At 74.7% G+C, this 22,918-nt stretch carries 17 protein-coding genes; 8 read left to right on the top strand and 9 right to left on the bottom strand.

Annotated features, from left to right (window positions below):
- Nucleotides 1–36: 36 nt before the first annotated feature.
- Nucleotides 37–552: an FxsA family protein gene (locus ACIP9D_RS29690; protein ID WP_350874361.1), complete on the top strand. Its 516-nt coding sequence runs from the start codon at nucleotides 37–39 to the stop codon at nucleotides 550–552.
- 60 nt (nucleotides 553–612) lie between these two features.
- Here ACIP9D_RS29690 and ACIP9D_RS29695 read toward each other — a convergent pair whose 3' ends face one another.
- Nucleotides 613–954, bottom strand: coding sequence for an RNA polymerase-binding protein RbpA (locus ACIP9D_RS29695; protein WP_007460094.1), 342 nt, complete (start codon nucleotides 952–954; stop codon nucleotides 613–615).
- Nucleotides 955–1,228: 274 nt separating this feature from the next.
- Between ACIP9D_RS29695 and ACIP9D_RS29700 the strand changes: the two genes are divergently transcribed.
- Nucleotides 1,229–1,849: a DUF1349 domain-containing protein gene (locus ACIP9D_RS29700; RefSeq protein WP_350874362.1), complete on the top strand. Its 621-nt coding sequence runs from the start codon at nucleotides 1,229–1,231 to the stop codon at nucleotides 1,847–1,849.
- Nucleotides 1,850–1,908: 59 nt separating this feature from the next.
- Here the strand turns inward: ACIP9D_RS29700 and ACIP9D_RS29705 are convergent, their stop codons facing one another.
- From ACIP9D_RS29705 to ACIP9D_RS29730, 6 genes are all read right to left on the bottom strand, one after another.
- A complete protein-coding gene (locus ACIP9D_RS29705) occupies nucleotides 1,909–2,499 on the bottom strand; it encodes a pyridoxamine 5'-phosphate oxidase family protein (RefSeq protein ID WP_350874363.1) in 591 nt (196 codons plus the stop codon).
- A 75-nt stretch (nucleotides 2,500–2,574) separates the two neighbouring features.
- Nucleotides 2,575–3,885, bottom strand: coding sequence for an aminoglycoside phosphotransferase family protein (locus ACIP9D_RS29710; protein WP_350874364.1), 1,311 nt, complete (start codon nucleotides 3,883–3,885; stop codon nucleotides 2,575–2,577).
- A 55-nt stretch (nucleotides 3,886–3,940) separates the two neighbouring features.
- A complete protein-coding gene (locus ACIP9D_RS29715) occupies nucleotides 3,941–9,595 on the bottom strand; it encodes an amino acid adenylation domain-containing protein (RefSeq protein WP_350874365.1) in 5,655 nt (1,884 codons plus the stop codon).
- Nucleotides 9,596–9,602: 7 nt separating this feature from the next.
- Entirely contained in the window at nucleotides 9,603–12,755 is a 3,153-nt protein-coding gene (locus tag ACIP9D_RS29720; RefSeq protein WP_350874366.1) for an amino acid adenylation domain-containing protein, read from the bottom strand.
- A 160-nt stretch (nucleotides 12,756–12,915) separates the two neighbouring features.
- Entirely contained in the window at nucleotides 12,916–14,088 is a 1,173-nt protein-coding gene (locus tag ACIP9D_RS29725; RefSeq protein WP_350874367.1) for a hypothetical protein, read from the bottom strand.
- 102 nt (nucleotides 14,089–14,190) lie between these two features.
- Nucleotides 14,191–15,540 carry an MFS transporter gene (locus tag ACIP9D_RS29730; RefSeq protein WP_350874368.1) on the bottom strand — a complete coding sequence of 450 codons (1,350 nt, stop codon included), beginning with the start codon at nucleotides 15,538–15,540 and terminating at the stop codon, nucleotides 14,191–14,193.
- Between the two features lie 72 nt (nucleotides 15,541–15,612).
- On the opposite strand from ACIP9D_RS29730, the gene ACIP9D_RS29735 reads away from it, so the two are divergent.
- Genes ACIP9D_RS29735 through ACIP9D_RS29745 form a run of 3 tightly spaced genes read left to right on the top strand, consistent with a single transcriptional unit; the run spans nucleotide 15,613 to nucleotide 18,465 of the window.
- A complete protein-coding gene (locus ACIP9D_RS29735; protein ID WP_350874369.1) occupies nucleotides 15,613–16,263 on the top strand; it encodes a TetR/AcrR family transcriptional regulator in 651 nt (216 codons plus the stop codon).
- Nucleotides 16,264–16,321: 58 nt separating this feature from the next.
- Complete coding sequence (locus ACIP9D_RS29740; RefSeq protein ID WP_350874370.1) at nucleotides 16,322–17,644, top strand: NAD(P)-binding domain-containing protein; 1,323 nt, start codon at nucleotides 16,322–16,324, stop codon at nucleotides 17,642–17,644.
- Nucleotides 17,641–18,465, top strand: a complete 825-nt coding sequence (locus tag ACIP9D_RS29745) for an SDR family NAD(P)-dependent oxidoreductase (protein ID WP_350874371.1) — start codon at nucleotides 17,641–17,643, stop codon at nucleotides 18,463–18,465. Before ACIP9D_RS29740 ends, ACIP9D_RS29745 begins: the two co-directional genes overlap by 4 nt.
- 42 nt (nucleotides 18,466–18,507) lie before the next feature.
- Here the strand turns inward: ACIP9D_RS29745 and ACIP9D_RS29750 are convergent, their stop codons facing one another.
- Both ACIP9D_RS29750 and ACIP9D_RS29755 read right to left on the bottom strand, forming a co-directional pair.
- The gene (locus tag ACIP9D_RS29750) at nucleotides 18,508–19,158 is read right to left on the bottom strand and encodes a LysE family translocator (protein WP_350874372.1); all 651 of its coding nucleotides are present in this window, start codon (nucleotides 19,156–19,158) and stop codon (nucleotides 18,508–18,510) included.
- A 188-nt stretch (nucleotides 19,159–19,346) separates the two neighbouring features.
- Nucleotides 19,347–20,774 carry a DHA2 family efflux MFS transporter permease subunit gene (locus ACIP9D_RS29755; protein WP_350874373.1) on the bottom strand — a complete coding sequence of 476 codons (1,428 nt, stop codon included), beginning with the start codon at nucleotides 20,772–20,774 and terminating at the stop codon, nucleotides 19,347–19,349.
- 102 nt (nucleotides 20,775–20,876) lie between these two features.
- Between ACIP9D_RS29755 and ACIP9D_RS29760 the strand changes: the two genes are divergently transcribed.
- The 3 genes from ACIP9D_RS29760 (at nucleotide 20,877) to ACIP9D_RS29770 (ending at nucleotide 22,753) form a co-directional block, all read left to right on the top strand.
- Nucleotides 20,877–21,554, top strand: coding sequence for a TetR family transcriptional regulator (locus ACIP9D_RS29760; RefSeq protein ID WP_350874513.1), 678 nt, complete (start codon nucleotides 20,877–20,879; stop codon nucleotides 21,552–21,554).
- A gap of 66 nt (nucleotides 21,555–21,620) precedes the next feature.
- Nucleotides 21,621–22,100 carry a DUF1992 domain-containing protein gene (locus ACIP9D_RS29765; RefSeq protein WP_350874374.1) on the top strand — a complete coding sequence of 160 codons (480 nt, stop codon included), beginning with the start codon at nucleotides 21,621–21,623 and terminating at the stop codon, nucleotides 22,098–22,100.
- A gap of 92 nt (nucleotides 22,101–22,192) precedes the next feature.
- Nucleotides 22,193–22,753 carry a GNAT family N-acetyltransferase gene (locus tag ACIP9D_RS29770; protein ID WP_350874375.1) on the top strand — a complete coding sequence of 187 codons (561 nt, stop codon included), beginning with the start codon at nucleotides 22,193–22,195 and terminating at the stop codon, nucleotides 22,751–22,753.
- Nucleotides 22,754–22,918 lie beyond the last annotated feature (165 nt).

Here is a 22,918-nt window from a genome sequence, read left to right on the forward strand (position 1 = left end):
GCCCGTCGGGCGCCCCGGGATGACCGATGAGGTGAGATGCGCCGAGGACTGAGGTTCGTACCACTGGGTCTGCTGGTCGCGGTGGTGTTGGAGCTGGCGGTGTTCGTGCTGGTCGGCCGGGCCGTCGGGTTCGGCCTCGCGGTGCTGCTGGTGTTCGCGGCGTCGTTGCTGGGGCTGGTGCTGCTGCGCCGGGAGGGGATGCGCGCGTGGCGGGGCTTCCAAGCCGCCGCGCAGGCCGGTCAGCCGCCGGGGCGGCAGGTGACCGACGGTCTGGTGGGTCTGCTGGGCGCCCTGTTGCTGGCGGTGCCCGGCCTGGTCAGCGGGGCCGTCGGGCTGCTGCTGCTGGTGCCGCCGGTGCGCCGGCTGGCTCGCGGCGGCGCGCAGCGGGCCGCGGAGCGCCGGGTGTCGTCGATGGTCGCCGGTGACCTGTTCGGGCCCCGCCGGGTGCGGGTACGCCGCGGTGAGCCGCAGAGCGCCCCCCGTCCGGAACCGGAGCAGCCGGTGGTGGTCGACGGCGGCCGGGCGATCGAAGGCGAGATCGTGGAGCGCTGAGCGCGCACACGACGGCGCCCCCGGGAAGCTTCCCGGGGGCGCCGTGTCGTCTCGTACGGGTCAGGCCCGGCCGCGGCGGGTGCGCACTTCCTGCAGCCGCTCGGCGAGGATGTCCTCCAGCTCGGCGATGGAGCGGCGCTCCAGCAGCATGTCCCAGTGGGTACGCGGCGGCTTGGCCTTCTTCTGCTCCGGCTCGTTGCCGTCGACCAGCCGGGCGACGCTGCCGTCGAACTTGCACTCCCAGGTCGTGGGGACCTCGGCGTCGACGGCGAACGGCACCTCGAACTGGTGGCCCTTGGCGCACAGGTACTCGCGGGTCTGACGTGGCGCGAGCTCCGTGTTGCGGTCGGATTCGTAGCTGACCGCGCCCAGGCGGCTTCCGCGCAGCATACGCTCGCCCATGATCGACTTCCCCTCGTTCGTGGTGCTGGTCTTCTGGTGTAACGGTCCGTCCCCGGTGGGCCATTCCCGCCCGAGGGCGTGTGCCGCCCACGGCCGGGCCTGAACAAGGGTAGCCGGCCGTCACGATAGCCCGGCGCGATCACTTCCGGCCGGGTCGGAACGGTGCGGTGTTTCCGATGTCACCGGCGATGTTAACCGCCCGGGCGGCCCGCAGGTTGCGCCCGGGCGGCGACGCGCGTCACCGGCGTGCGCGCCTCCGGTACGGTCTGGTGCTGTGGTGAACCAGCTGAACGTGCCCGGGATCCCGTTTGCACTCGTGCCCGCCGGGCAGTGGCGACTCGACGAGGCGACCGGCGCCGTGACGGTGTCGGCGGCGGCGCGCACCGACATCTTCGTCGACCCGGGCGCCGCCACCGGCGCGGAGAACGCCAGCACGCTCAACGCGGCGACGCTGCTCGGTCTTGCGCCGGAGGGCGACTTCCAGCTCAGCGCCCGCGTCAGCGTGGACTTCACCGCGACCTACGACGCCGGCGTGCTCATGACCTGGGTCGACGAACGGAACTGGGGCAAGCTCTGCTTCGAGTTCTCGCCCGCCGGGGAGCCGATGATCGTGTCCGTGGTGTGCCGCGGCACCGCGGACGACGCGAACTCCTTCGTCGTTCCCGGACGATCGGTGTGGCTGCGGATCTCCCGCATCGGCCGGGCCTACGCCTACCACGCCTCCGTCGACGGGACGGTGTGGCAGATGATCCGCTACTTCGCCCTCGACGGCGGCCCGGCGCCCGAGCGGATCGGCTTCGAGGCCCAGGCGCCGACCGGTGAGGGCTGCCAGGTGACCTTCGACGAGATCCGCTTCGCGGCCGCCCGCCTCACCGACCTGCGCGACGGCTCCTGACCTGGCCACCCTGAGAGCCCCCGGGAAGCCGCCGAGCTTCGGCTCGCGGACCCGGCGGGTCAGGCCGCCGGGGTCGGGGGCAGCGGCAGCGGCAACCCGGGCAGGCCGTCGATGCTCTGCGCCACGTGCTCCTTCTTGGCGAAGTAGGCGCTCAGCGACGCGTCGTCCTCCCGGGCGAACCGCTTGCCGTGCAGGTCACGGTCGGCGTCGTAGCTCAGGTAGGGCACCGCGTAGCCGCAGGTGTCCCGGATCAGCTCGGCGCGCACCACGATGATCGCCCGCAGCCCGTGCTCGCTGGTGTCGATGTCCGGGAAGTGGCCCAGCAGCCCCGCCCAGCGCGGGTCGTCCCGGAACACCGGTTCGCCCCGGCCGTGCACCCGCACGATGTTCGGCGGGCCCTGGAACGCGCACCACATCAGCGTGATCCGGCCGTTCTCCCGCAGGTGCGCGATCGTCTCGGCGTTGCTGCCGGCGAAGTCGAGGTAGGCCACCGTCTGCTCGTCGAGCACCGCCCACGAGCCGCGCAGCCCCTTGGGGGAGAGGTTGATGGTGCCGTCGCCGGCCAGTGGCGCGGTGGCGGTGAAGAAGATGGGCTGCTCCTCGATGAAGCTGCGCAGCCGGCCCTCAATGCGCTCATGTGTCTTTCCCACCCCACCATCATCGTCCGCGCCGCCCGGGCACCGGTACCCCCAGCGGCCGGGACCGTCTCGTGGGACTGCCGGCGCTCAGCCGGGGTGCGGGTCGAGCCAGCCGGTCAGGTGGGCGTCGCGCCCGGCCGCCGCGTCGAGGATCCGCCGCGCCCACCGGCCCGCCATCGGCAGGTAGTCGAACTCGTACCCGGGCGTCGCGTCGATCAGGTCGGCGAACTTCGCCAGCTCGGCCAGGGCGGCGACCGGCTTGGCGACCTGCCACGCCTCCCGCAGCTCAGCGGGAGCGGCGAGGTGACGCCACCCGTCGAGGTAGGCGCCGACCTGCCGGCGCGCCAGCGGCTCGGGCACCGCGTGCAGCCACCCGCCCAGGTCCAGCAGCGGATGCGCGACGCGGGCGAAGCTCCAGTCGAAGAGCAGCGGCCCGTCCGCGCGCCCGGCCACGTTGCCCGGGTGCAGATCGCCGTGCACCAGGGTCAGCGGCAGCTCGAACTCGTCCAGCTCCGCGCAGCGGTCCTGCAACCACATCGCCACGCCGGTCAGGGCGGCCCGGTCCGCGCCGGCGCGGGCGGCGTCCCAGAGTTCGCCGCGGCGGGTCAGCGTGGGCACCCGGGCGGCCAGGTCGTCCAACGTCGACAGCCCGGCGCCGGCGGCCCGCAACGAGTCGGTGCGCTCGACGCTGGCGGTCTGCATCTCGGCCAGCCTGCGCAGCGCGGCGGCGCCGTCGCGGGCCGGCGGTTGGGCGCCGAAGTCGGCACTGAGCCACCACCCGTGCGTGTCGCGGTGGGCCAGCACCTCGGGCACCGCGCGCGGCCACCACCGGGCGAGTTCGGCGATGACCCGCGGCTCGGCGGCCAGGTGTGGCAGGGAGGCCTTGAGGAACACCGCCCCGTCGGTGGTCGGCACCCGCAGCACCGTCGAGGTCGTCCAGTGCCGAATCTGGGCCGCCGGCCCGGTGCGGCGTACGCCCCGCCCGGCCAGCGCCGTGTCGCACCAGTCCGTGGCGGCGGTCAACCAGCCCGCCCGATACCAGGGTGGCGCCTGCTCCGGCGCGGGCCGGCGCCACCAGGCCCGCACCGGGCCGCCGTCGAACGCGGCCACGTCGTGCCAGGCGTACCCCTGGGATGGTTCCCCGTCGAGCGGCTCGGCCACGAACAGGGTGCTGTCCAGCGGTTCGAGCAGCGCCACCCGCAGGCCGGTCTCGGCGGCGATCGCGGCGGGCAGTTGGCTGCTCGGCGGCGGCCACGCCTCGGTCAGCCGCAGCCGGGGCAGCGTCACCTCGGCCCCCAGGCGGTGGCCGAGCACCCGGCGGCGGTCGGCGGCGCAGATGATCACGTCGATGTCGACTGGGCCGGTGGTCGCCACCGCGGGCGTGTCCAGGTCGCTCACGCCACCGCCCCGCTGCTGTGCCCGATGGTTCGCTCGCTGCGCTCGCTGCGCTCGCTCACGCCACCGCTCCGCTTCGCTCCGGGGCGGCGCGCGGCCGGGACGGCACCACCGGCCCGGGCCCGACCGGCTCGCGCCGGTGCCGCAACGACTCCACCCCGACCAGGTCGTCGGCGATCGCGTCCGGGGCTTCGGTGTCGAACCGGGCGATCGCCCGGATCCGCGCGGCCACCGCCACCAGCACCGCGATGACCAGCCCGCAGAGCAGGAAGACGAACGCGATGCCGCGCCCCTCACCCACCCCGATCAGCCGCCCGACGCTGCCGGCGAGTCGACCGTCGGGCATCAGCATCGGCTCGAAGAGCGCGGTCGCGGCGGGCGCCACCACCGCGAAGCCCAGCGGCAACGTCGACCAGGAGATCATCTGGTTCAGCGCGGCGGCCCGACCGTGGTAGCGCTGGGGAATCTTGACCTGGACGATCGCCCGGTAGATGCCGGTGGTCAGCGTCAACCCGGCGGTGAGACCGAACGCGCCGACGGCGACCAGCAGCGGGTCGGGGCGGGCCGCGATCACCACGCAGGCCACCGCCATGGCGAGGATGGCCAGCAACACGCCGTGCATCGGCCGCCGCGACGGCCCGCCCCACAGGGCCACCGCCAGCCCGGCCAGCGTCGCACCCAGCCCCGAGACGAAGGAGACCTGGGCTGCGTCGGCCAGCGCGCCGAACGAGAGCACCAGCGGGCTCAGCAGGATCAACGGGGGCGCCAGGAACACGTTGAGCACCAGGAAGAAGAGCAGCATCGCCCGGAAGTGGCGGTGCCCCCAGGAGAAGCGAAAGCCGTTGGCGATCTCCGCGGTCAGGGTCTCCCGCCGGTGCCAGCCCAACCGGGCCGGCCAGCGGATCGACGCGGTGACCAGCACCGCGACCGCGTAGCTGACGATGTCGATGACGAGGATGCCGTCCAGCCCGATGGTGGCGAGCATGCCGGCGGCGAACAGGGGCACGAAGAGCGTCCCCGCGCCGTTGATCATCTCGACGACACCGATGGCGTGCCGCAGGTAGCGCTTCGGTGCCAGCTGCGGGACGGACGCGACGTAGGCGAGGCGTTGGAACGCGGTGGCCACCGACAGGCCGACCATCAGGCCGTAGATGTGCCAGATCTGCAGGGCGTCGGTCCACAGCAGCACCCCGAGCGCCAACTGGGTGGCCCAGGCGGCCACGTCACCGGCGATCAGCACCCGCTTGCGGTGGGAACGGTCCACGACCGCGCCGGCGAGCGGGGCGATCACCAGGCCGGGCACCAGGGCCAGCGTCACGAAGAGCGCCAGCTGCATGACCGAGCCGGTGCTCAGGTAGATCCAGATCGGGATGGCCCACTGGGTGAACGCCGAACCGATCAGCGAGACCATCTGCCCGGTGGCCACCCCGAGGAACCGGGGCATGCTCGGCTCGGCGGGCCGGCGGCGCGGCGGCGGATCCCCGCCCGGTGGCCGGTCGCCGCCGGATGCCGCGGCGGGTTCGGGTTGCGCGCCGGCCCGGTGCACGCCGTGCAGCCACCAGTCGCTGTCCGGGCCGCGGGCCGCGCGGGTCAGGGCGGCGGCGTCGTCGTCGGCAAGCGCCACATGGGTACGGGTGACGACCTCGGCCAGCTCGGCGGCCCGGTACCGGTTGAAGTAGTGCCCGCCCTCGTCCAGCACCACCAGCGCACAGGTGTCGGAGAGGAAGTCCCACTCCCGGAAGCGTTCCTCGTAGTAGTCGGTGGCCGGGTCCTGCTCGCCGATCACCGAGATGACCGGCGCGTCGATCCGGTCGATCCGGCTGTCGAGCAGGCCGCTGTAGTAGTCCTCGGCGCTGCGGGTGTCGTGGCGCATGTTGCGGATCACCCGGTCGACCTCGTCGAGGCCCAGCTCCTCGATGTCGACGCCCCGGCCGACGAGGCGGTTGATGAATGTGCGGTTGCTGCGGAAGCGTTCCAGCTCCGCCAGCCGGGACAGCCGCGACAGCACGCCGCGCGGGCGGGCGAACGGGAAGATGCCGCCCACGTACACCGCCTCGACCGGACGCCCGGCGGCCTGCAGGCGGCGGGCCACCTCGACCACGAGGGCGCTGCCGATGCCGCAGTGCCCGTAGAGCACCAGCGGCCCGGGAATGTCGCGCAGGATCTCGGTGACCGCGGCGTCGACCAGGTCGCCGAAGGGCAGCGTGTCCTCGCTGCCGCCGGCCTCCTGGTTGTGGATCGCCGCCGAGTAGAGCCGGTGCCCGGGCGGCATCGCGTCGGCCAGGGCCTGGTAGACCGCCGCGCTGCCACCGCCGTACGGGACGCAGACCAGCGAGCGGACGTGCCCGGCGTCGGGGACCGGGCGGGTCAGCTCGTGCAGCAGCCGGGCCGGCTGGTCGTCGGTGGCCGGTTCGTCGAGCAGCCGGGCAAGTTCGCGTACGGTGCGGCAGCGGAACAGGTCCATCAGGGACACCGCGCCGGTGCCGCCGCCGGCGGCCAGGGCACGCCGGATCCGGGTGACGGCCTGGGCGGCCAGCAGCGAGTGCCCGCCGAGGAGGAAGAAGTCGTCGTCGATGCCGACTCGCGGCACCGGCAGCAGCTCGGTCCACACCTCGGCGATGAGCCGCTCGTTGGTGGTGCCCGGCGCGGCGAACTCCCGCTCGGTCTCCTGCTGGGTCAGGTCCGGGTCGGGCAGGGCGCGGTGGTCCAGCTTGCCGTTCGGGGTCAGCGGCAACGCGTCGAGCAGCACGAACGCGGCCGGCACCAGGTAGTCGGCGAGGCTGCGCGCGAGGTGTTCGCGCAGCTGCGCGGGGGTGGGCCGGTGGGCGTCGTCGGCCGGGACCACGTAGGCCACCAGTCGCCGGTCGCCGGTGCCGTCCGGCTGCACGACGACCGCGCAGGCCCGCAGGTCGGGGTGGCGTTGCAGGGTGGCCTCGATCTCGCCCAGCTCGATGCGGTAGCCGCGGATCTTCACCTGGCGGTCGACTCGGCCGAGGTACTCCAACGTCCCGTCGGCGCACCAGCGCACCCGGTCGCCGGTGCGGTACATCCGGGCGCCGGCCTCGCCGCTGAACGGCTCGGGCAGGAACCGCTCCGCGGTCAGCCCGGCCCGGTTCAGGTAGCCGCGGGCCAGTCCCTCTCCGGCGACGAAGAGTTCACCGGGCACCCCGACCGGCACCGGGTTGAGGTGCCCGTCCAGCACGTACGCGCGCAGGTCGTCCAGCGGCCGCCCGATCGGTGAGGCGGCGCCCCGGCGCACGTCGGCGCGGCGCAGCCGCTGCGCGGTGACGTGCACCGTGGTCTCGGTGATGCCGTACATGTTGACCAGCACCGGGGTGCTGTCGCCGTAGCGGCTGAACCAGTGTCGCAGCTCGCGCACGTAGAGCGCGTCGCCGCCGAAGACGATGGTCCGCACCGACAGATCGGCGAAGGACCGCTCGGTCTCGGTGAGGGTGGCGCGCAGCGCGCGGAACGCCGCCGGGGTCTGGTTGAGCACCGTCACCCGCTGCTCGGCGAGCACGTCCAGCAGCCGCTCCTGGTCGCGGACCGCGTCCGGCGGCACCACGACCAGCCGCCCGCCGGAGGCCAGCGCCCCCCACATCTCCCAGACCGAGAAGTCGAACGCGTAGGAGTGCAGCAGGGCCCAGACGTCGTCGGCGCCGAAGTCGAAGTGCGCCTCGGCGGCGGTGAGCAGCCGCACCACCTGCCGGTGCTCCACCAGCACACCCTTGGGTCGGCCGGTGGAGCCGGAGGTGTAGATGACGTAGGCCAGGTCGGCGGGGCCGACCGGGCGGTGCGGGTCGGCCGGCGCCGGCGCCGGGTCGTCCTGCGGCGCGTCCAGCCACAACACCCGACCGTCGTAGCCGGGCAGCTCGGCGGGGGAGCTCTCGTCGGTGACCAGCACCGGCGCGGCGGTGTCGGCGAGGATGAACTCGAGGCGTTCGCGCGGGTAGGCCAGGTTCAGCGGCACGTACGCCCCGCCGGCCTTCAGCACGCCCAGGATCGCCGTCACGGTGCCCGCTCCGGGGCGCAGGTGCAGCGCGACCAGGGTGCCGGGGCCGACCCCGAGGCGGCGCAGCCGCCCGGCGAGGCGCTCGGCGCGGGCGTCCAGCTCGGCGTAGCTGAGCTGCTCGTCGCCGTGCACCAGGGCGACCGCGTCGGGGCGGCGCGCCGCCTGCTCCTCGAAGAGCGAGTGCAGCGTCCGCTGGACCGGGAACCGGGCGACCCGCCGGCCCCAGTCGTCGAGCACCTGCGTGCGCTCGGCGTCGGTGAGCAGGTCCATGCCGCGCAGCGGCGCGTCGGCGTGCGCGACCACGGTGCGCAGCAGCCGTACGAACCGCTCGCCGATCCGGCCGACGGTGGCGGCGTCGAACAGCACGCTGTTGTAGCTGAACTCGCACCACAGCTCGCCGGCGCGGGTCTGCACGACCAGCAGCTCCAGGTCGAAGCGGGTGGCCGCCAGGTCGAGGACCTCCCAGTGCACGGCCGGCCCGTCGCCTGCGGCGCCGTGGTCGCGCATCTGGTAGTTCTGCAGCGCGAAGGTGACTTGGAACAGCGGCGACCGGCTGACGTCGCGGGCCACGTCCAGCTCCGCCACCAGCTGCTCGAACTGCACCTCCTGGTGGGTCAGGCCGTCCAGCACCCGCTGCCGGGTGCGGGTGAGCAGGTCGCCGAACGACTCGTCCGGGTCGAGCTGGGCGCGCAGCGGCAGCATGTTGACGAACATGCCGACCAGGCCCTCCAACTCGGGGCGGCCCCGCCCGGCCACCGGTGAACCGACGGCGAAGTCGCGCTGGTCGGCGTGCCCGGCGAGGAGCACCTGGTAGGCCGCGAGCAGGATCATGTAGAGCGTCGCGTCGTGCCGGCGGGCCAGCGCGGTGACCGCGTCGGTGAGCGCGGCGTCCACCTCGAAGCGGTGCGTGGCGCCGTCGAAGCGCTGCGTCGGCGGGCGCGGCCGGTCCGTCGCCAGCTCCAGCGCGGGCACGTCGGCCAGCTGCTGCGTCCAGTGCGCGAGCCCACGGTCCGTACCGGGCCGGTGCCGCTGCCAGTAGGCGTAGTCGCCGTAGCCGACCGGCAGCGGCGGCCAGGCCGGCGCCGCCCCGGCCCGGCGGGCCCGGTAGGCGGTGAGCAGGTCACCGACGAGCACGTCGATGGACCAGCCGTCGCTGACGATGTGGTGGGTCACCAGCGACAGCAGCCGACGCTGGTCGCCGTAGTCGACCAGCAGGGCCCGCAGCAGGGGGCCGGTCGCGAGGTCGAACGGGACCGCCGCGTGCTCCCGGGCCAGCTCCAGGGCCTCCCGGCGGGCGTCGTCCGGGTCGTCGGCGGTGACCGTCCGCCGCTGCAGCGGCACCGGCCCCGGCTCGGCGACCAGCACGCTCGGCTGGCCGTCGTCGGTGGCCGGGAACCGCATCCGCAGGCTCTCCTGCCGGGCGGTCACGTCGGCGAGCGCGTCGCGCAGCGCGTCGGGGTCGAGGTCACCGTCGAGCCACACCGCCACCGGCACGTGGTAGGCGGCGGCGCCCGGCGCGAACTGGTCCATGAACCAGAGCCGCTCCTGGGCGTACGACAGGGTCCGGGGCGCGTCGGCGGGTGCCCGGTCGAGGCTGCCGACCGACGCGCCGGCCGGTTGGCGCAGCAGCCGTTGCAGCAGGGCCTGCTTCGTGGCGGAGAGGGGCATCTCCGGGGCCGCCGACTCCGGGGCTACCGACATGAGGGGGCTACCTTTCCAGCGTGGCGAGGAGCGCGGCCGCCTCGTCCTCGGAGAGCTCGTCGAGCCGGGCGATCAGCAGGCGCTCCACCTCGACGGCCAGTTCGGCGACCGTCGGGTTGGCGAACAGCAGGTGGATCGGTACGTCCAGGTCCAGCAGGACGCCGAGTCGGGTGACGGCACGGCTGGCCAGCAGCGAGTGCCCACCCTGGTCGAAGAAGTTGTCGTGCACGTCGATCCGGTCGATCCCGAGCACCTCGGTCCAGGCCGCCGCGACCAGCTCCTCCGCCCCGGTGCGCGGGGCGGTGAACGACGCCGGCGCGTCCCCGGCGCCGGTCGGCTCGGGCAGCGCCGCGACGTCGAGCTTGCCGCTGGGCATCAGCGGCAGCGCGTCGAGCGCGACGAAGGCGGTCGGCACCAGGTGCGGCGGCAGCACGTCGCGCAGCGCGGCCCGCAGCGCCGCCGCGTCGACGTGGCCGGTGAGGTAGCCGACCAGCCGCTGCCCGCCGTGCCCGTCGGGGCGTACCGCCACCGCGGCCTGCCGGACGCCGGGCTGGGCGCGCAGCGCGGTCTCGATCTCGCCGAGTTCCACCCGGGCGCCGTTGACCTTCACCTGCCGGTCGAGGCGTTCGAGGAACTCCAGCGTTCCGTCGGCGCGCCACCGGCAGCGGTCGCCGGTGCGGTAGAGCCGGGCGCCGGGCGGCCCGAACGGGTCGGGCACGAACGCCGCGGCGGTCTCCGCGGGGCGGCGCAGGTAGCCGCGGCCGACCGGGCCGCCGCCGACGTGCAGGTGGCCGGGTACGCCGACCGGCGCCGGGTCGCCGCGTTCGTCGAGGACGTACAGCTGGGCGCCGGGCATCGGCACGCCGATCGGCACCGGGCCGGGCCGGGCGGCGCCGGGCGCCACGGTGTACGCGGAGACGGCGATGGTCGTCTCGGTGGGCCCGTAGAGGTTGTGCAACGGCACCTGGTGGATCGCGGCGAGGCCGGCGGCGACGTCGCCGTCGAGCTGCTCGCCGATGCAGACGACCTGCCGCAGCTCGTCGGCGGCGGCGAGGCCGGGGTGGGCGACCAGGTGCCGCAGCACCGTCGGCACGCAGGAGAGCAGGGTGACCCGTTCGGCCCGGACGGTGTCGAGCACCGCGTCCGGGTCGAGCGCTCCCGCCGGTGGGGCGATCACCAGGGTGGCGCCGGCGACCAGCGCCGGGTAGACCTCCTGGCCGAACAGGTCGAAGCTGGGCGAGGCGAGGACCAGCAGCCGGTCGGCGGGGGTGATGCCGTGCCGGTCGGCGAACCAGGTGGCGTGCGCGGCGAGGGAGCGGTGTTCGATCATCGCGCCCTTGGGTCGCCCGGTGGAGCCGGAGGTGTGCAGCACGTAGGCCAGGCCGCCCGCTGGCACCGGGGTCGGCTCGCGGTCGCCGGGGGCCGGGCCGGCGTCGGGGTCGTCCACCCGCAGCACCCGGTACGCCCCGGCGGGCAGCGCGTCGGCCACCGCGGCGGAGGTCAGCACCACCTCGGCGGCGGTGTCGGCCATCAGGTCGGCCAACCGCCGCGGCGGATATCCCGGGTCCAGTGGCACGTACGCGGCGCCGGCGCGCAGCACCGCCACCATCGCGACCACCACGTCGGCGCCGCGCGGCAACGCCACCCCGACGAGACGTTCCGGCCCGGCGCCGCAGGCTCGCAGCCGGGCGGCCAGCCGGGCGGAGCGCTCGTCGAGCTGCCGGTAGGTCAGCGACCGGCCGGCGTCGCGGATCGCGACCGCGTCTGCGGTGGCGGCGGCGTGGGCGCGGATCAGGTCGACCACGGTGCGGTCGGCCGGCGCGGCGGGCGGACCGGCGGCCCAGCCGGTGACGAGCAGCTCCCGCTCGGCCTCGGGCAGCAGCGGCAGCGCCGACAGGGGCCGCTGCGGCTCGGCCAGCCCGGCGCGCAGCAGGGTCAGGTAGCGCTCGACGATCCGCTTGGCGGTGCTGGCGGCGAAGAGGTCGCTGCGGTATTCCAGCCGGCCGGTGGAGTCGCCGACCTCCAGCAGCAGCTCCTCGCGGGCCACCCCGTTGCTGGTGCTCAGCCCCACCTCGCCGAGGTAGTTGAAGCCGAGCTGGTAGAGCGGCTGCACTCCGGGCAGCCGGGGCGGGTTGAGCACCTCGACGAGGCGGGGGAGCGGCACATCCTGGTGTTCCCAGGCGGCGAGCATGGTCTCCCGGACCCGGCCGAGCAGCGCGCCGAAGCTCGGGTCGCCGCCGACGTCGAGCCGGAGCACCAGGGTGTTCACGAACATGCCGATCATCGGGGCCAGCTCCGGGCGGTTCCGCCCGGCCACCGGCAGCCCGACGAGCAGCACGGTGTCACCGGTGAGCCGGTGCAGCAGCGCGGCGTAGCCGGCGAGCAGCACCATGGCGCTGCTCGCGCCGTGCCCGCGCCCGACCTCGGCCACCGCGTCGCGCAGCCCGGCGGGCACCGGGAAGGTGACCTCCGCGCCGGGCCGGGCGGCCGAGGCGGTGCGTGTCCGGTCGGGCAGCAGCCCGTGCACCGGCGGCACGTCGGTGAGCCGTTGCCGCCAGTACGCCAGCTCGGCCGTCGCGGCGGCGCTGTCGGCCTGCTCGCGCTGCCAGACCGCCCAGTCCGCGTACTGGATGTCGAGGGCGGGCAGGCGCGGCGCACGCCGCTGCAGCGACGCCTGGCACAGCTCCTCGATCTCGGCGATGAGGATCGGCGTCGAGCTGCCGTCGAAGATCGTGTGGTGCGCGGTGAAGAGCAGCGCGGGGCGCTCCGGCCGGTGCACCAGCCGGGCCCGCCACAGCGGCGCCTCGTCCAGCGGGAACGGTGCGGCCAGGTCGGCGGCGGTGAGCTCGGCCAGCCGGGCGGCGCGGGCCGCCTCGGGTAGCCCGCGAAGGTCGCTCTCCTCGACGTGGATCGGCACCTCGGCGCGGACCACCTGGGTGAGCCCGCCCTCGCCGGGTCGCAGCGCGGTGCGCAGCGGCTCGTGCCGGCGGGTCAGCTCGGTGAGCGCGGCGCGCAGCACCTCGGCGTCGGTGCCGGCCGGCAGCAGAACGGGTGCGCGAAGGTTGTAGGCCGAAGCGTCGGTCCCGATCTGGCTGGCCAGCCAGATCCATTCCTGGGCGAAAGAGGCAGCGAAGACGTACTCGTTCGGCCTGGCCGGCACGTGCGTCCCCCCGTGAACACGTTGAAGCCGTATCGGTCAAGGCCGATGCTAGGGGAGGTTGCCGACGGTGCCCTCCCGATAATCGCCACCAGTAAATATCTGAATGGACGGTAGACGGTTGATGAACGGAGGGTGACCAGGCATGGACGCAGCTGGTTGCTCAGCCCACCGGAACGTCGGCCCCGGCGCCCGCAGCGGGGCCGGTTCCCAGCCGGGCCAGCGCCGCGGCGAGGTCGCTGACCTGGCCCGCGAGCTGGGCGACCCGCTGCTGGGCGAGGTCCAGGTCGGACTCGGCGGCGCCCAGCCGTACGGTCAGCTCGGTGAGCCGGTTCTCGGCGGTCGCCGCGGCCTGCCGGGCGGCGGCCAGTTCGCCGGCGAGCGCGTCGCGTTGCGCGGCGGCGGTGGCCAGTTCGGCTCGGAGCTGGCCGGCCGCCGTCTGCGCCTCCTGCCGCGCCGCGTCGGCCGCGCGGGCGTCAGCGTCGGCCCGGTCCCGGGCCCGGTCGGCCTGCTCGCGGGCCCGCACGGCGTCGGCCGCGCCGGCGCGGGCCCGGACGGCGTCGGTGCGCGCCTGTTCGATCTGCCGGCGGACGTCCTCGACCTCGCCCTGCCACCGCTCGGCGCGTGCGGCGGCCTCGGCGGCGGCGCGGGTGGCCCGTTCGGCGTCGGCGCGGGCGCTGTCCCGTTCGGCGGCGAGGTCGCCCACCCGGCGTCGCTCGGCGTCGCGCTCCGTCCGCACGGTCCGCAGCTCCTGCCGGGCCGCGTCGCGGTCCCGCTCGGCCTGCACCCGCAGCGCCTCGGCGGCGCTGGCCGTCTGCCGCGCTTCGTCGCGGGCCGCGTCGGCCTGCCGTGCGCGTTCGGCGTCACGGTCGGCCTGCTCGCGCGCGCGGTCGGCCGCCGTGCGGGCCTCGTCGGCCTCGGCGAGCGCGACGCGGGCCGCTTCCAGGGCCTGCGCCGCGCTCGCCTCGGCGTCCTCGGCGTCGCGGCGTGCCTCGTCCCGCTCGGCCTGCGCGGCGGCCACGGTGGTGGCGGCCTCGGCGCGGGTCTCGGCGAGCTGCCGCTCCACCCCGGCCGGGGAAAGTTCGGCGTGCAGCGCCTCGGACAGCGACGCCACGATCTGGTCGAGCCGGTCCACCGCCTCCCAGGTGCGGGCCACCTGCCCGGGCAGACCGGGGGCGTTGCGGTGGCGCAGCCGGCTGTTGCGGGAGGCGCGCTGGCAGTCGCCGTCGTTGTCCCGGCAGTAGCGGAACGGCCGGCCCGCGCCGACGCGCTGCGGCACCGGCCGTCCACAGTGGGCGCAGGGGCGGGTGTCGGTGGGGGTGGGCTGGGCGTCCATCGAGGCTGAAGTCTAGTGGCGCGCGGGCGGGCCAGCTCGCGGCGGCCGCCGGGCGATCAGGGCCGCGCGGGGTCGACGCTCGGGCACCCTGGGACGCGAGGCTCAGTTCCCGGCGCGGGCGGCCCGGTCCAGGGTGTACCTGCGTTGCAGCAGCAGCGCGGCGAGCATCACCGCCGCCGGCAGCAGACCGAAGCCGTAGCGCACGGCGGCCAGCGCCGAGTCCGGCTGGACGACCGTCTCGCCGGCCGCGGAGGCGACGAAACCGCCGCCGGCCAGGCACAGGGCGTAGGCGTACGGGCCGAGCGCCGCGCCGGTGGCCTCGGTGGCCGTCCAGACCCCGGTGTAGGTGCCCGCGCCGACGGTGCCGGCGGCCCGGATCACGTCCGGCACCATCGAGAACGGCAGCAGCTGCATGCCGGCGAACGCGACACCGAGCACCGCCACCGCGGCCACCAGCACCGGCAGGCCGGCCGGACGGCCGAGCGCGAGCACCAGCGAGCCGACCGCGAACGCGCCCTGCGCGGCCAGTAACGCCCGCTGTTTGCCGACCCGACGGGCCACCGCAAGCCACCCCGGGGTGACCAGCAACGCCGGCGCGACGAATGCCCCGACCAGCACCGTGGTCAGCCCGGGACGGCCCAGCTCGTACTCGGCGTAGTAGGGGACCGCGGCGAGGACCAGGTGGGTGGTGGTGGACATGGCCAGGTAGGCGAGGACCAGCCAGCGGAACTGCCGGTCGCGCAGCGCCACCCGCAGGGCCCGCCATCCGCCACCGTGCGCCGGCGCCGTCGCCGCCGCGACCCGGCGCAGCCGGCCGATGCCGACGACCCCGACCAGCATGGTGGCCAGCATCCCGACCGCGAGCAACAGGCCCATCCGTTGGTAGCCGCCCCGGGTCGCGGCGTCGCCGCCGGTGAGCAGGGGGGCGAGCAGCCCGGAGAGCAGGATGCCCAGGGTGAGCACGACCATCCGGAACGCCATCAGCCGGGTGCGTTCGTGGTAGCCGATCCGCAGGTCGGCGGGGGTGGCCAGGTAGGGGACCTGGTAGGCGGCGAAGAGCAGGTTGCCGGCGACGAAGACGACGGCAACCCAGGCGGCTGCGGGGGCGCCGGTGAGGTCGCCGGGCACCGCGAACAGCGCGGCGAAGGCGAGCGGCAGGGCGCAGCCGAGCAGCAGCAACCGTTGCCGGTCGCCGCGGTGGGCCTGTTCGACGTCGCACCGGTGCCCGACCCAGGGATGCAGCAGCACGTCGGCGACCTTCGGCACCAGCAGGGCCAGGCCGGCCAGCCACGGCGCGACCGCCAGCACGTCGGTGAGGAAGTAGAGCAGCAGCAGGCCGGGGACGGTCACCCAGACACCCATGCCGAGCGAACCGGCGGCGAAACCGACAAGTGGTCCGCGGGGCAGGGTGGTCGCGTCCACGGTGGTCGGCTGCTGGTCGAGCCCGGTCATCGCCGTCTCCCGTCCGGGCACGCCCGCCCGCCAATCCAACAGTTGATGGATTGTAGGGGGAGAATGGCGGCCATGACCATGCCCCGACGCCGCCCGGGCCGACCCCGGCGCGACGAGACGCGACCGACCCGCGAGGTGGTGCTCACGGTGGCCACCGCGCTCTTCGCCGAGCGGGGCTTCGACGCCGTCGGGCTGCGGGAGGTCGCGGCGGCCGCCGGCGTCGACGTGGCCACGGTCTCGCACCACATGGGTACGAAGGCGCAGCTCTACGACGCCTGCTTCGCGTGGGTCTTCGCCGCGGAGCGGGAGGTGCTCGAGGCCGCAGCGGAGCGGGCCCGATCGGCGCTGGCCGCCGGGCCGCAGGCGGCGCGGCGGGCGCTGCACGACCTCGTCGACACCTTCGTCGACTTCCTGGAGGAGCGGCCGGAGACCACCGCGCTGTGGCTGCGCCGCTGGCTGGAGCCGCACCGGCACGCCGACCTCGACGAGCGGTACGCCACCCCGCTGTACCAGCTCGTGGCGCAGCTGCTCACCGCCGCCGCGTCGGCGGGCGCACTGGTCGAGCCGACCCCGCACATCACCATCCGCAGCCTGGTCTGGGCGGTGCACGGTCACGTGGTGGCCATTCAGGCGGCGGGCTCGTCGGCGGCCCGCGAGCGGCGCGAGTTCCGGGTCTTCGTGCACCACTTCCTGGACCGGATGCACGGCCCCGCCGGCCCTTGACGGACGGACCCCGCCCGACGATTATCCATCAGACGTTGGATTAGCCGGGGAGACGCGGATGGGCACGCAGCCGACAGCGGCGGTGATCGGCGCCGGGGCGGCCGGACTGGCCACCCTCAAGGCCCTGGCCGACGCCGGCGTGCACGCCGTCTGCTTCGAGGCCACCGACCAGGTCGGTGGCCTCTGGGTGTACGGCTCGCCCGGCTCGCCCGCGTACCGGACCCTGCACCTGAACACCAGCCGGGGCCGCACCCAGTTCGCCGACCACCCGATGCCCGACGACTGGCCGGACTACCCCGACCACACCCGCATCGCCGGCTACCTCGCCGGCTACGCCGAGCGCTTCGGGTTGCTCGACGCCGTCCGGCTGCGGCACACCGTCGAGCGGGTCGTCCACAATCCGGACGGCACCTGGACGGTGCACGCCAGCGGACCCGACGGGCCGGTCAGCGTCACCGTCGACGCGGTGGTCGTCGCCAACGGCCACAACCGGGTGCCCAGGCCACCCGACCCCGCCTACCCCGGCACCTGCGCCGCCACCCAGTTGCACAGCCACGACTACCGCGGCCCGGAGCAGCTCGCGGGTCGCCGGGTGCTGGTCGTGGGCGGCGGCAACTCGGCGATGGACATCGCCGTCGACGCCTCGTACGCGGCCACCCGCACCCTGCTCTCCCTGCGCCGAGGGGTCTGGGTGGTGCCGAAGTACCTGCTCGGGCGCCCGTCGGACACCCTCAACGGGGCACTGGCCCGGCGGCTGCCCTGGCGGCTGCGGCAACGGATCAGCCAGGCGATGCTCACCACCGCCGTGGGCGCCCCCACCCGCTACGGCCTGCCCGCGCCGGTCCACGGCTTCCTCCAGGACCACCCGACGCTCTCCGACGGGCTGCTGTCCCGGCTGACCCACGGCGACATCGAGGCGCGCCCGGGCATCGCCGGCTTCGACGGCCACCGGGTGCAGTTCACCGACGGCCGCAGCGACGAGGTCGACCTGGTCGTCTGGTGCACCGGCTACCGGGTGGACGTCCCGTTCCTCGACCGGGCGCTGCTCGCCGGCGGCGCGGACACCCTGCCGCTGTACCGGCACGTGTTCCACCCCGATGCCCCGGGCCTGACGTTCGTCGGCCTGATGCAGTCGACCGGGGCGGCGTTTCCCCTGGTCGAGGCGCAGGCCCGGCTGGTCGCCGCGCACCTCGCCGGTCGGTACACCCTGCCCGAGCCGCAGGCGCAACGGGCCGCCTGCCGGGCCGAGCTGCGGGCCGCGACCGCCCGCTGGGGGCAACGCCGGCCGGCGATGCGGGTCGACTTCGACGCGTACCTGGCCGAGCTGGGCCGCGAGCTGACCGCCGGTGCCCGGCGCGCCCGCTCCGGAGCCCGCTCGTGACCCGGCTCGCCGGCCGACGGGTCCTGATCACCGGGGCGACCGGCACCTTCGGCCGGCACCTCTGCGCCGCGTTCAGCGCCGCCGGAGCCCGGGTGGTCGGGCTCGACCTGCACCCCACACCGGACAGCGACATCACGGTGCTGCGCTGCGACCTGACCGACCCGGGCGCGGTGCCGCCGGCGGTGCGGGACGCCGTCGACCGGCTCGGCGGGCTGGACCTGCTGATCAACAACGCCGGGATCGGCGGCCCGGCCCCGGCCGAGCTGCCCCCCGACGAGGTGGTGCGCCACCAACTCGAGGTGAACCTGCTCGCCTGCTGGCGGACCACCGCCGCGGCGCTGCCCGACCTGATCGCCGCACGCGGACGGGTGATCTTCGTGGCCAGCCGGATGGCGGTGCTGCCACTGCCGCTCGCCGCCGCCTACGGGGTCAGCAAGCGCGCCCTGGTCGCCTACGCCGACGCGCTGCGCCACGAGGTCGGCACCCACGTCGGGGTGAGCGTCGTCTACCCGAGCATGGTGGAGTCGTCGATCCACGACAGCACCGTCAGGGCCGGGCTGTCACTGCAGGGAGTGTCCCGGCTGGAGCCGGTGCAGGGCGTGGTCAAGGCCATCCAGCGCGCCGCCACCGCCCGTCGGGCGCCCCGGGACGTGCCCACCACCACCAGGGGTCGACTGGAGTTGGCGCTCGCCCGGCACGCCCCCGGGCTGGCCGACCGGCTGGTACGCCGTACCGTGGCCGCCCGGATCGCCGCCGGCGACCTGGACGCCGCGCCGCTGGCAGCCGGGATGCTCCGCCGCCACCGCGACGCCCCGGGCTGACCGTCAGGCGGCGGCCCGGCGCGGCGTGCGACGCGCGACAGCTCAGGGCGTGGCGACCGCCGCACGGGACCGGTCGGCGGCGATGCGCACCGCCAGGGCGCCCAGCACGGTGCCCATCACCCAGCGCTGCACCCGCAGCCAGAGCGGGCGGCGGGCGAAGAACCCGGCGAGCGTGCCGGCGCTGAGCACAATCAGCGCGTTGACGGTCAGCGCCACGGCGATCTGGGTCAGGCCCAGCAGCAGGCTCTGCGCGGCGACGTGCCCGCGCTGCGGATCGACGAACTGCGGCAGCAGCGACACGTAGAGGATCGCGATCTTCGGGTTGAGCAGGTTGGTGACCAGGCCCATGGTGAACAGCCGCCGGGGCCGGTCGGGGGGCAGCGGGGCCGGGTTGAAGGGTGACTGCCCGCCCGGGCGCAGCGTCCGCCAGGCCAGCCAGAGCAGGTACGCCGCGCCGGCCAGCTTCACCGCCGTGTACAGCGCCGGCACCAGGACGAACACGGTGGCCAGCCCGGCGACCGCGGCCGTCAGGTAGACCCCGAAGCCGGCAGCCACCCCGAGCAGCGAGATCAGCCCGGCCCGGCGGCCCTGGGTCACCGAGCGGGACACCAGGTAGACCATGTTCGGGCCGGGCGTGAGCACCAGACCCAGCGCCACCAGCACCATGCCGACCAGCGCACCCGTACCGACCATGGCCCGAACCCCCCGTCGTCGACCGCCGGGGCCGACGCTACGCGTCGCGTCGGTCCCGGCCGAGAGCCACCGACGGCTTCGTGGCCTGCGGGCACCCAACGGCAACCGACCAGCCCCGAGCCGCGCCACCGGGGAGAGTGGCGCGGCTCGGGGACAGCGCCGCGTGGGCGGCGCCGACAGCCTGGGTGTCAGGCCGCGACGGAGGCCTCGGCAACCTCGTCGGCGCTCGGTCGTAGCTGCGGCGCGCCGAGCGTCACGACCAGGTTCGCGAGGGCGAACGCGGCAGCGACCAGGAGTCCTCGGTGGAAGCCCTCGACCAGGGCCGCCTGTTGCGACGCTCCCTCGGCGAGCGCGTCGGTGGTCCGGCCGACCGACATGGTGGTCACGACCGCCAGCCCCAGCGCTCCACCGACCTGGTAGACGGCGTTCACCACGCCCGAGGCGGCGCCGGCGTGGTGGTGCACGACGTCGGAGACCGCGGCGATCTGAGCCGGTACCCCGACCCACATGATGCCGAAACCGAACAGCAGCAGCCCGGGCAGCAACTCGTTCGCGTAGCCGCCGTCGGCACCGGCCTGGGAGAGGAACAGCAGCCCGGCGACGCTGAGGGCCGTGCCGACCAGCTGCATCGTCCGGGTGCCGATCCGGGAGACCAGAGCGCTCGCGACGACCGCGCCGACGATCGCGGCGACACCCATCGGCAGGAAGTGCACGCCGGCCTCCAACGCGGAGTCGCCCCGCACCTGCTGTAGGTAGATCGCGGTCAGGAAGAACATCGACAGGAAGGCGGCGCCGTTGAGGGCGAGTGAGCCGCCGGACACGCTCAGCGCCCTCGAGCGGAACAGCTGCAGGGGTACCAGCGGCGCCGGGGAGCGCGCCTCGACCGCTGCGAACGCGACCAGGAGCACGATCCCGCCGATCAGGCTGCCCGACACCTGGACCGAGCCCCATCCGCTGGACTCGGCGCGTACCACGCCGAAGACGAGGAGCAGCAGGCCGACGGTGCTCAGTACGGCGCCGACCAGATCGAAGGTGCGGGCGCCGTCACGGTGAGCCTCGATGCGGCGTACGACGGCCGGCACGACGGCGATCAGGGCGATCACGATCGGCACGTTGACGAAGAAGACCCAGCGCCAGCTCAACGAGTCGACGAGGACGCCGCCGGCGACCACGCCCAGCGTCCCGCCGAGCCCGGCGAGGCCACCCCAGACACCCATCGCGATGTTGCGTTCCCGCCCGTGGGCGAAGGTGACGGTGAGGATCGCGAGCGCCGCGGGTGAGAGCAGCGCGCCACCGAGGCCCTGTACGGCCCGGGCGGCGATGAGCAGGCTCGGGTCGGTGGCGAGGCCGGCGGCGAGCGATGTCACGCCGAACAGGGCGAGTCCGGCGATGAAGACCCGTCGTGGGCCGAGCAGGTCGGCGGCCCGTCCGCCGAGCAGCAGGAAGCCGCCGAAGAGCAGCGTGTAGCCGCTGATCACCCATTGCAGGTTGTCGGGGGAGAAGTTCAGGTCGGCCTGGATGTCCGGGAGCGCGACATTCACGATCGTCACGTCGAGCACCACGACGAACTGGGCGAGTGCCAGTACGACCAGGGTGGCCCAGGGGCTGCGTCGCATTACCTACCTCGGGATTGTTAACCGGTACACGGATTCGATCTACGCCGTACATCTACAACGTATACCGGGATGTGTACGTAGTACACTGGCCGGGTGGCGAGCATGAGGCAGAACACAAGGGCGCCCCGGGGCCTCGACCCGGAGAAGATCGTGACCAGCGCCCTCGCCGTCGCGGACGCGGAGGGGCTCGACGCGGTCACCATCCGCCGCCTCGCCCAGGAGCACCAGGTCACCCCGATGGCGCTCTACCGCCACTTCACCGACAAGGACGACCTGCTCAACGCGCTCGCCGACCGGCTGCTCGCGGACGTCGTCCTCCCCGAGCCGGACGAGCGCCCCTGGCACGAGCAGATGCGGTCGGTGCTGGCGGCCTTCCTCGACGCCCTGCGCCCGCACCCGAGCGTGGCCCGACTCACCCTGCCCCGGATCCTCACCTCGACCCCGGGTCTCGCCCTGGCGGAGCGCTGCCTCGCGCTGCTGCGCGAGGGCGGATTCGACGTGCCGCAGGCGGCCGAGGTCGGCCGGCAGAGCATCTGCGCGCTGGTGGCGCTGGTCACCGCTGAGCCGCGGGTGGACCCGCAACCCGATCAGGACAGCCCCGAGGACGCCATCTCCGCCCGCCGGGCCACCATCGCCGGGCTTCCCGCCCGCCGCTACCCGAACGTCGTCGCCGCCGCCGACACCCTGGCCTACTGCACCGACCCGGCGCACTACTACCGGGTCGGGCTCGACCTCGCGGTCGCGGCCATGCGCGGGATCAGCCCGACGGCCGCCGTCTGACCGGCCCGGATGCGGGAACGGCCGCGAGGCCGATCGCGTTACCGTGTGTCAGGGAGGTGCCGCCGGATGACGAACATGTGGGAAGCCACGGTGGAGGCGCAGATCCGCTCCGCCCAGGAGCGCGGCGAATTCGACAACCTGCCCGGCGCGGGCAAGCCGATCCCCGGCCGGAACCAGCCCTACGACGAGTCGTGGTGGATCAAGAGCTTCATGGAGCGGGAGAAGCTGCCCAGCGAGCTGCTGCTCCCGACCCCGCTGCAGCTGCGTCGCAAGATCGAGCGGGTGCCGCACGACGTGCGCGAGTTGCCCACCGAGCAGGCCGTGCGGGCCTTCTGCGCCGTGCTGAACGCCGAGGTCATGGCGTGGCTGCGGATGCCGACCGGCCCCAAGGTGGTGGTGCGGCCGGTCAACGTCGACGAGGTGGTCCGCCGCTGGCGCGACGAGCGCCAGGCCGCCGCCGCGCGACCGACGCCCCCGCCGGCCACCGGCTCGGCGAGCACGCCCCGCCTGGCCTGGCTGCCCTGGCGTCGCCGCACCGCGGCCTGAGCCCGCAGCGCGCACTCCGGCCGCCACACCCCGTCCGCGGCAGGCCCAGGCGGGGCAGCAGCGGCGACCCGCCGGCAGGCACACTGGGCAACGTGTCGATCATCCTGCGGGCGCCGGCGACCCGGTCCGCGCCCGAGCTGATCCTGCGCGCCTGGCGCGACGACGACCGGGACGCGCTACTGGCCGCCTATCAGGATCCGGTGCTCCGGCGGTGGACCCGGTTGCCGGTCACCACCACGGTCGAGGCAGACCGGTGGCTGGCCCGGATGCGGCAGGGCTGGCGCGACGGTGACCAACTCAGCTTCGCCGTTCTCGAACCGGACCCCGGGATCGGCGAGCGCCTGGTGGCGAACGTGGTGCTCAAGCGGGTCACCCAGGGACGCCCGGACGCCGAGGTCGGCTACTGGACAGCCGCCCCGGCGCGGGGGCGGGGCGTCGCCGGCCGGGCGCTGGACGCGGTCAGCCGCTGGGCGTTCGCCCGCTTCGCCGACGCCGGGCTGCGCCGGCTGGAGCTGCTGCACCAGGTGGACAATCCCGCCTCCTGCCGGGTGGCCGAGAAGACCGGCTTCCGCTTCCAGGAGGTGCTGCCCGCCCAGCCGCCGTTCCCGCGCGACGGGCACCGCCACGTACGCCGGGCCGACGCCGACGGCTGAGCCCGCCTCCCCATGACGCCGCCGGCTGTTATCGTGGGGAACAGCGAAGATCGGGACCAGGGGGACCAGACATGGTGGGTGACGACGACATCTCCGGGTGATACCGGACGTGCTCGGCCGCTGGCCGGCGCGCGACAGCGCAGCCGCCGTGGCCATTCCGTCGTC

Origin of the sequence: Micromonospora sp. NPDC093243 (genome assembly GCF_044753725.1) — a bacterium.
Classification (GTDB): domain Bacteria; phylum Actinomycetota; class Actinomycetes; order Mycobacteriales; family Micromonosporaceae; genus Micromonospora.